This is a genomic window from Tepidiforma sp. (genome assembly GCF_034433535.1).
GTDB lineage: Bacteria > Chloroflexota > Dehalococcoidia > Tepidiformales > Tepidiformaceae > Tepidiforma.
This window is the reverse complement of record NZ_DAOUAO010000175.1, coordinates 1-8,232: the sequence shown is the minus strand read 5'-3', so window position 1 is coordinate 8,232 and position 8,232 is coordinate 1. Positions and strand designations below refer to the sequence as shown.

Here is an 8,232-nt window from a genome sequence, read left to right as displayed (position 1 = left end):
GGGTGATGGGCCCGGGCTTGCGATAGAGGATGCCGGCGGCGATGACGGCGATGCCAAGGGTGATGCCGGCGGTGAGCTGGGGGACCGGCACGCCATAGAAGGTCTGCTCATCGATGCGGAAGTAGGAGAGGAAGAAGCGCATGATGCCGTACATGGCGACGTAGGAGCAGAAGACCCAGCCCGGCACCTTGATGTAGCGGTAGCACACGAACAGGAGGATGCCGAGGATGATGAAATCGCCGACGAGCTCGTAGCCGCCGGCGACGGGGTGGACGGCGTAGGTATCGAGGGGGCGCAGGGGGTTGTTCGGGTCCTGGTTGAGCAGGTTGTACTGGTACTGGGGCGAATCGGGGTGGAGGTACTTGACGCCCCAGGGGAGGTCGGTCCGCTTTGCGATGTGTTCGCCGTTGATGAGGTCGCCGATGCGGCCGATGCCCTGGCCGAGGATCATGCCCGGTGCGGCGGCATCGAGGCCGATGCCGATGGGCCACTTATGCCAGATGGCGTAGATGAGCCCGCCGAGGACGCCGCCGAGGAGCCCGCCGTAGAGAGTGATGCCGCCTTCGGTGATGCCGAAGACGATGCTGGGCAGGTCATCCTGGAAGCGGTCCCAGTGTTCGACCACGTAGAAGAGGCGGGCGCCGACGATGGCGCAGGGGACGCCGACCAACGCGATCTCCTGGGCGACTTCGACGGGGATGCCGTCACGCTTCGCGAGCCAGACCGAAAGGGTCACCCCGGCGAGGATGCCCAGGGCGGTAAAGAGCCCGTGCCAGGTGAGGGTGAACGGGCCGAATTCGGCCATGACGGGGTTGATATCGATGCTGATGGCGAGGAAGAGGGTGGAGAAGGCGCCCATGCTGGGCTAAGGGTAGCGCGGCGCAGTTTGAGCGGATAGGGCGGGCCGCCGCGGGGTAAATGGGCCGTTCAGGCGGGGCGGCGCGCGCGGCGCAGGGCAGCGGCGCGGGCGGCCTCGTGGGCGCGGAGGGCGGCGACATCATCGAGCGGCGGGAGCGTGACGCGGTCGCCGTAGCGCCGGCGGAGGGCGGCCAGGATGAGGGCATCGGCGAGGGCCGGGTTTTTCGGCAGGAGGCTGCCGTGGAGGTAGGTGCCGATGGCGTTCCCGCGGCGGGCCCCCTCGGTGCGGTCGGCGGCGTTGTTGCCGAAGCCGGCGACGACAGCGCCGAACGGTTCCTGCCCGGGGGCAAGGTAGGTGCGGCCGCCGTGGTTTTCGAAACCGACGACCTCGCCGAAGGGGGTTTCGACCACGACATCGCCGATGCAGCGGTCGGCGATGGGGCCGGGGTGGCGGGTCTCGAGGTCGAAGACGCCGATGCCGGGGATGATGCTGCCGTCGTGGTCGATGTAGCGGTGGCCGAAGAGCTGGTAGCCGCCGCAGACAGCGAGCGCGGGGAGGCCGGCATCCACCGCCTCGCGGATGGCGGGGCCGCGCTGGAGGAGGTCGGGGGCGATGCGGCGCTGTTCGCGGTCCTGGCCGCCGCCGATGAGGAGGAGGTCAACCGCGCCGGGGTCGAACGGGTCGCCGATGTTGACGGGGATGATGGTGCAGGCGATGCCGCGCCGCTCGGCGCGGGTGCGGAGGGCGAGGGCGTTGCCGCGGTCGCCGTAGAGGTTCATGACCCCGGGGTAGAGGTGGGCGACGCGCAGTTCCACGGTTCCAGTGAACGCCGGCGTCGAGCGGAACGCAAGAAGGTTGAAGGTTGGAGGTGGGAGGTCAGGGGATGGTGATGGCGTCGGGCTTGCAGGACCAGGCGGACCAGGGGGCGTGGCCGCTGGTTTCGCTGTAGCGGAAGGCGGCGAGGGCCGCCTTCAGGTTGACGAGCGGGTCGGACCACTGTTCGAAGCTGAAGCCGGCGTATTCGAGCCAGAGGGGCACGACCTGCATGAGGCCGTAGGTGCCGTAGCCCTCCGCATCGGGGCGGAAGCGGCTTTCGCACCAGGCGACGCGGGCGACGGCATCGGCGAGCTCGGCGGGCCAGCCGGCTTCGATGGCGAGCGCAATGACCTGGGCGTAGGTGAGCGGGGCGGCTTTCGCCACGGGCGGCGCGACAGCCGGCGGGGGCGGCGGAGGAGCGGCCTCGGCCGCGGGGGTCTCAGCGGGAGCGGAGGCAGCGGCCGGGGGTTCGGAGGGTGCAGCGGCCTCGTGGACGTCGCTGGCCGCAGCGTCGGCGGTGCGCGGGGCCTGGGCCGGGGCCGGTTCGGCATCCGGGGAAGCGGCCACGGCCGGGGCGGCCGCGGGGGTCCCAGCGGCCGCGGCCGTTGGGCGGACTTCGATCACCTGCGACGGCGAGGCGGCAGCGGCGCTCGGCACCGAGGGGAGGAAGGCGATGCTGATCTGGGGTGCGCGGGCCTCGGGCGTCCCGCCGCCGACAAGGTGGGCGGCGAGGAAGAACGAGAGGCAGAGCATGACCACTTCGAGCGGGCGGACGTACCAGGGCTGGATATGGGGGACCGGCTCGTGCCAGGAGGGCCGGTAGCGGCGCGCCCCCGCGACAGCCGGCACGAGCGCGGGCTCGAAGGCGTGGGCGGGCCGATTTGCAGGCAGGGGGAGCCAGCGGCGCACGGTGAGGGCCACGGCAATGCCGTAGTCGGCCCACGTTGCGAGCCTTGTCGCGACGCGCAGCGGCTCCTGCCGGGGCCGTGCCGTCACGCGGCGGTCTCCGTTTGAGAGGTCATTCTCATAGGCAGTTTCGGCACGGGCGCCCGGGGCGCAGGGGTCGGACCGGGGAATCCGGGCCGGGGCGCTGTGCCAATCACCCCGCCGAGGGTAGGCGGAAGGTTCGCACAGGGGGGAGCGTTGTGGCAATGCCTGCGCGATCACGAATTTGTGCTCTCGATGGCCACGATAGACGGGCGGGAAACCCCGGAATGCGGCTTCGGAGGGCTTCGCTACACTGGAGCGAAGCTACCCGGGAGCCGATTCGATGCAGATCACCGATACGCTGACCGCTTCGCGCCGCGAGCTGCTGCCGCCCGTCGGCGAGGATGGCGTGGTGCGGATGTACGTCTGCGGGATCACGCCGTACTCGGAGGCGCACGTCGGCCATGCGCTCCACGCGATCGTGTTCGACGTGCTGCGGCGCTACCTCGACTGGCGCGGCATCCCGGTGAAGCACGTGCAGAACTTCACGGACATCGATGACAAGCTGATCGAGCGGTCGCAGCGGCTCGGCATCTCGATGGCGGAGCTGGCCGACCGGAACATCGCGGAGTACCTCGACCAGCTGCGGGCGATGAACGTGCTGCCGGCGCACGCCTACCCCCGTGTGACGGAGACGCTGCCGCAGATCATCCGCTTCATCGCAGGCCTGATCGAGAAGGGATACGCCTACGCCGCCGGCGGGGACGTGTACTACCGGGTGCGGGCCTTCGGGGCCGAGCGCTACGGGGCGCTTTCGAAGCGGAATATCGACGACCTGCGGGCGGGCGCACGGGTGGACCCGACGGAGCACAAGGAGGACCCGCTCGATTTCGCCCTCTGGAAGGGGGCGAAGCCGGGGGAGCCGAGCTGGGAGAGCCCCTGGGGCCCGGGGCGCCCCGGCTGGCATATCGAGTGCTCGGCGATGGCACTCGATACCCTGGGCGAGCAGATCGATATCCACGGTGGCGGGATGGACCTCATCTTCCCCCACCACACCAACGAGATCGCGCAGACCGAGGCCTACACCGGCAAGGCGCCCTTCGCGCGCATCTGGATGCACAACGCGCTGCTCCAGCTGGGCAGCGAGAAGATGTCGAAGTCGATCGGCAACCTGGTCTCCATCCGGGAGGCGCTGGAGCAGTACGGGGCCGATGCGCTGCGGATGTTCGTGATCACGAGCCACTACCGGAGCCCGGTGACCTACTCCGAGGAGGCGCTCGAGGCGGCCCGGGCGGGTGCGGAGCGGCTGCGCACGGCGGCCTTCGCGAAAGGCGGCGAAGGCGATGCGGGCATCGATGCCGAGGGGGTGCGGGCACGCTTCATCGAGGCGATGGACGACGACCTGAACACGCCCCGGGCGCTGGCGGCGCTGTTCGAGCTGGCGCGGGAGATCAACCGGGCGGCTGCGGCGGGGAAGTCGGTGGAGGCGGCACAGGCGGTGCTGCGGGAGCTGTGCGGGGTGCTGGGCCTGACGCTGGCGGCGCCGGCGAAGCGGGTCCGCGGGGCCGAGCCGTTCATTGACCTGCTGGTGGAAGTGCGCTCGGAGCTGCGCGCGGCGAAGCAGTGGGCGCTCGCCGACCGGGTGCGCGACCGGCTGCTGGAGCTCGGTATCGAACTGAAGGACAGCCCGGACGGGACGAGCTGGAGCGAGAAGTAGCCCCCGGGCCGTTCGGGAACCCGGCAGGTGCGGCGTTCGTTATGCGTTTGCAATGCCGGCGGCGGTCACCTTCGACGCAAACGTGCTGAACGGTGCTAAGGTGATGTACGCCGAACTCTCCCCACGGGAGAGGCGGGGGACCCATTTCCCTGGGGTGCATTGCGCGAGCGGGCGCATAGGCGACTTCCGACGCCGAACCCGTCAGCTAACCCCGCAGGCGTTCGGAGGGCATCGCCCAGGCCCTCCCAGCAATCCGACAGGGCCGGCCCGGCAGCGGGCCCGGCCACCAGGCGGCACGCCAGGAGGTACGACATGAGCAGTTCACCGACCACCTATTCGGGCACCTTTGCCCCGCTCCAGCCGGACGGGTCCATCTTCAGCCTGAAGGACCCGCTGGCCGAGGCGCGCGACCTGCTGCGGCAGGCGGCGCGGCTGCCGTTCCACGCGCACGAGCCGCAGAGCTGGCAAACGGCGTTTCGCCAGGCCGTAACCGGGGCGCGTGCGGCGATCCGGCATCACATCTGGAGCGCGGAGCTGCCGGATTCGCCGCTGAACCGGGCCGAATCGCTCGAGCCTCGGCTCCTGCCGAAGGTGGACCAGCAGCGCGAGGAGCACGAGCAGTTCGCCGCAAAGGCCGATGCGCTCGTGGCGGCGGCAAGCGAGCCGGGCGAGGTCGACATCTGGAAGATGATCGACCTGAGCGAGCAGGCGATCCTGCTGGAGATGGCGCTCGCGCGGCACCACAACCGCCTCACGCAGATCGTCTACGAGACGACGCACCGGGACCTGGGCGAGGCCGGCTGAGGCGGATTCCGGCCGGGTTCGCGGATGCGCACGGGCGCCCCGGGGGCAGGGTCTCCCGGGGCGCGCGTGGTCTGCAGCCGGGCAGCCCTTGACAAGCTTCGCGCGGGCCGAAACGATCAGGGCGCCGGCGATCCCGCGAGGGACGTCGAGCCTGGAAGAGACCGCACGATCGTTCAACGAGCGTCCGCCTGGACCCGCGTGGCCGGTACGGACCTGGAAGTTGAGCAGGACCACGGCGCCCGAGCGCTGCCCCGCCCACCCACCAGCCCGTCCCCGCCCCGCACCCGGCGATGCCGGGGTGGTTCGATCGTGGGGCTGCTGCCGGAGGGGGATCAGCATGCGCGTGATGATGAGCGGGAAGATTCACCGCGCCACGGTGACGGGCGCAAACCTCGATTACGAGGGGTCGATCACGATTGACCCGGAGCTGATGGAGGCGGCCAACATCCTGCCCTACGAGCAGGTCCAGGTGGTGGACGTGACGAACGGGGCGCGCCTCGAAACGTACGCCATCCGGGGCGAGCGCGGCTCGGGCGAAGTGTGCATCAACGGGGCGGCGGCGCACCTCGTGCACCGGGGGGATATCGTCATCATCATCGCCTACCAGCACCTGGCGGAGGCGGAGGCGCAGGCGGTCGCGCCGCGGCGGGTGTTCGTCGACCGCAACAACCGGATCGTTTCGGTGGAGATTGGGGACGGGTATTCGCACAACCCGCGCGAGGCGGTGGGCGCGGGGGTGGGCTGAGCCGAGAGCACCGAAAGGGGGCACGGGCCATGGGACGGATTTCGATTCACCGCCTGAAGGAATGGAAGGCGCAGGGCCGCCGCTTCGCCATGATCACCGCGTACGACTACCCGACGGCGTGGCTGGTGGAGCAGGCGGGCATCCCCATCATCCTGGTGGGGGATTCGCTGGGGAGCGTGGTGCTCGGCTACGAATCCACGGTGCCGGTGACGATGGACGACATCGTCTACCACACGCGGGCGGTGGTCCGGGCGACGGAGAAGGCGATCGTGGTCGCGGATATGCCGTTCATGAGCTACCAGGCCGACCCGAACGAGGCGATGCGCAACGCCGGCCGCCTGCTGCAGGAGGGCGGCGCCACGGCGGTGAAGCTGGAGGGCGGCAGCCACGTGGCCCCGCTCGTGCAGCGGATGGTGGAGTGCGGCATCCCGGTGATGGGGCACCTGGGCCTGACGCCGCAATCGGTGAACCAGTTCGGCGGGCACAAGGTCCAGGGGCGCACGCCGGCGGCCGCGGCGAAGCTCATCAACGATGCCCGCGCGCTCGAAGAGGCCGGCGCCTTCGCGGTGGTGCTGGAGACGATCCCGGCGCCGCTCGCCCGGATGGTCACCGAGCGGATCAGCATCCCGACGATCGGCATCGGGGCCGGGCCGCATTGTGACGGCCAGGTGCAGGTGCTGCACGACATGCTCGGCATCTACGACGACCGGCGGCCGCTGAAGCACGCGAAGCGGTACGCGGTGCTGGGCGAGGCGATCCGCTCGGCGGTGCGGGCCTACATCGACGAGGTGGAGCAGGGCGCCTTCCCGACCGCGGAGCACAGCTTCGAGATGGACGAGGCGACGCTCAGCGAGCTCGCCCAGACCTCCTGAGGCAGCGGCGTGGCGGAGAACGGCGGCGGCCCGGTGGTGCTTTCGACGCCGGCCGAGATGCGGGCGTGGCGGCGCGCGCACCCCGGCGAGCTCGGCTTCGTGCCTACGATGGGCTACCTGCACGATGGGCACCTCGCGCTGGTGCAGCGTTCGAAGCAGGAAAACGCGCTGACGGTCGTTTCGATCTTCGTCAACCCGATGCAGTTCGGGCCGGGCGAGGATTTCGAACGGTACCCGCGGGATGAGGCGCGCGACCTGCGGCTGCTGGCCGAGGCCGGGGTGGACGCGGTCTACCTGCCGACGCCGGCGGTGATGTACCCGCCGGGCTATCAGACGTATGTGACCGTGGAGGAGGTGACGAAGCGGCTCGAAGGGGCGGCCCGACCCGGGCACTTCCGCGGGGTGGCGACCGTGGTGCTGAAGCTGTTCAACGCGGTGGAGCCGACGCGGGCGTACTTCGGCCGCAAGGATGCCCAGCAGCTGCGCGTCATTCGGCGGATGGTGCAGGACCTGGACCTTGGGGTGGAGGTGGTGCCCTGCGACATCGTGCGGGAGCCGGACGGCCTGGCGATGAGCTCGCGGAACGTGTACCTCTCGCCGGAGCAGCGGGCGGCGGCGCCGGTGGTGAAGCGCGCGCTCGATGTCGCGGCGTCGCGCTGGGCGGCGGGCGAGCGGGAAGCGGAGGCGCTACGCCGGGCGGTCGCGGAGGTGGTGGCGGGGGAGCCGCTGGCCGCGCTGGAGTATGTCTCGCTGGCGGACGACGTGACGCTGGAGGAGCTGGAGGGTCGGGTGGAGGGGCCGGCGCTGCTTTCGGTGGTGGTGCGATTCGGAGCGACGCGCCTGCTGGACAACGTGGAACTGGGGTGAGGGGGAGGTTGGAGGTTGGAGGTGGGAGCCGGGAGGGGGGAGCGGGAGCAGGGAGCCGGGAGCGGCGCGGCGTTAGTGGATGGTGAGGGAGCCGGGAGCAGGGAGCCGGGAGCAGGGAGCCGGGAGCGGGGAGCGGGGAGGGCCGGGGTCAGCGGATGGTGAAGGTGCCGGCGGCGATGGTGACCTCGTCGAAGTACGATTCCCATGACGACGCCGTAACGGTGATTTCGTATTGGCCGGTGACGGGGTCGATGAAGGACGAGAAATCAGCAGGCCAGGCGAACTCGACCTCGTCGCCGGCATACCACAAGTCATCGGAGGCACTATCGGGCAGCCTGTTTGGCGGGTCGACTTCCACCTCAATGTCTAGCGGGTAGTCGAAATCGGTGAAGTAGTCGGTGCGGACGGTGATGGTGAAGAGCGTGGTCCAGCCCCAGTAGGCGCATTCCACGCGGACTTCGAAGCCGGGGGCTGCCGGCAGCTCGAATGAGCCGGTGCAGGATTCTATCGGCTTGCCGGAACCGCTCGTCCCGGGGTAGGGCGGACGTGGGGGAGCGGGCGGAAGGAATGACGAAGGCGGCGGTATCGGCGTGCGGGTCGGAGTCGGCGGACGGGGTGTGGGAGT

Annotated in this window: 8 protein-coding genes, 1 pseudogene and 1 riboswitch; of the genes and pseudogenes, 5 read left to right on the top strand and 4 right to left on the bottom strand. The window is 70.3% G+C overall.

What is annotated here, in order from left to right; genetic code table 11:
* The 3 genes from lgt to VAE46_RS09260 form a co-directional block, all read right to left on the bottom strand.
* On the bottom strand, positions 1 to 859 hold an 859-nt coding region (gene lgt / locus VAE46_RS09270), incomplete at its 3' end, for a prolipoprotein diacylglyceryl transferase (protein ID WP_322796649.1).
* A gap of 68 nt (positions 860 to 927) precedes the next feature.
* Positions 928 to 1,674: a hypothetical protein gene (locus VAE46_RS09265; RefSeq protein ID WP_322796648.1), complete on the bottom strand. Its 747-nt coding sequence runs from the start codon at positions 1,672 to 1,674 to the stop codon at positions 928 to 930.
* A gap of 61 nt (positions 1,675 to 1,735) precedes the next feature.
* Positions 1,736 to 2,671, bottom strand: a complete 936-nt coding sequence (locus VAE46_RS09260; protein WP_322796647.1) for a hypothetical protein — start codon at positions 2,669 to 2,671, stop codon at positions 1,736 to 1,738.
* Between the two features lie 274 nt (positions 2,672 to 2,945).
* On the opposite strand from VAE46_RS09260, the gene cysS reads away from it, so the two are divergent.
* The 5 genes from cysS (at position 2,946) to panC (ending at position 7,607) form a co-directional block, all read left to right on the top strand.
* Positions 2,946 to 4,319, top strand: coding sequence for a cysteine--tRNA ligase (cysS, locus tag VAE46_RS09255; RefSeq protein ID WP_322796646.1), 1,374 nt, complete (start codon positions 2,946 to 2,948; stop codon positions 4,317 to 4,319).
* Between the two features lie 98 nt (positions 4,320 to 4,417).
* A riboswitch (cyclic di-AMP (ydaO/yuaA leader) is annotated at positions 4,418 to 4,553 on the top strand.
* 78 nt (positions 4,554 to 4,631) lie between these two features.
* Entirely contained in the window at positions 4,632 to 5,123 is a 492-nt protein-coding gene (locus tag VAE46_RS09250) for a hypothetical protein (RefSeq protein ID WP_322796645.1), read from the top strand.
* 337 nt (positions 5,124 to 5,460) lie between these two features.
* Complete coding sequence (gene panD, locus VAE46_RS09245) at positions 5,461 to 5,868, top strand: aspartate 1-decarboxylase (RefSeq protein WP_322796644.1); 408 nt, start codon at positions 5,461 to 5,463, stop codon at positions 5,866 to 5,868.
* A 29-nt stretch (positions 5,869 to 5,897) separates the two neighbouring features.
* Positions 5,898 to 6,740 carry a 3-methyl-2-oxobutanoate hydroxymethyltransferase gene (gene panB, locus VAE46_RS09240; RefSeq protein ID WP_322796643.1) on the top strand — a complete coding sequence of 281 codons (843 nt, stop codon included), beginning with the start codon at positions 5,898 to 5,900 and terminating at the stop codon, positions 6,738 to 6,740.
* Between the two features lie 9 nt (positions 6,741 to 6,749).
* Positions 6,750 to 7,607 (top strand): pantoate--beta-alanine ligase, encoded by an 858-nt coding sequence (gene panC, locus VAE46_RS09235; protein WP_322796642.1) that lies wholly within the window; start codon positions 6,750 to 6,752, stop codon positions 7,605 to 7,607.
* Between the two features lie 148 nt (positions 7,608 to 7,755).
* On the opposite strand, the pseudogene VAE46_RS09230 reads toward panC, so the two are convergent.
* A pseudogene (locus VAE46_RS09230) lies at positions 7,756 to 8,232 on the bottom strand (hypothetical protein); the annotation flags it as partial.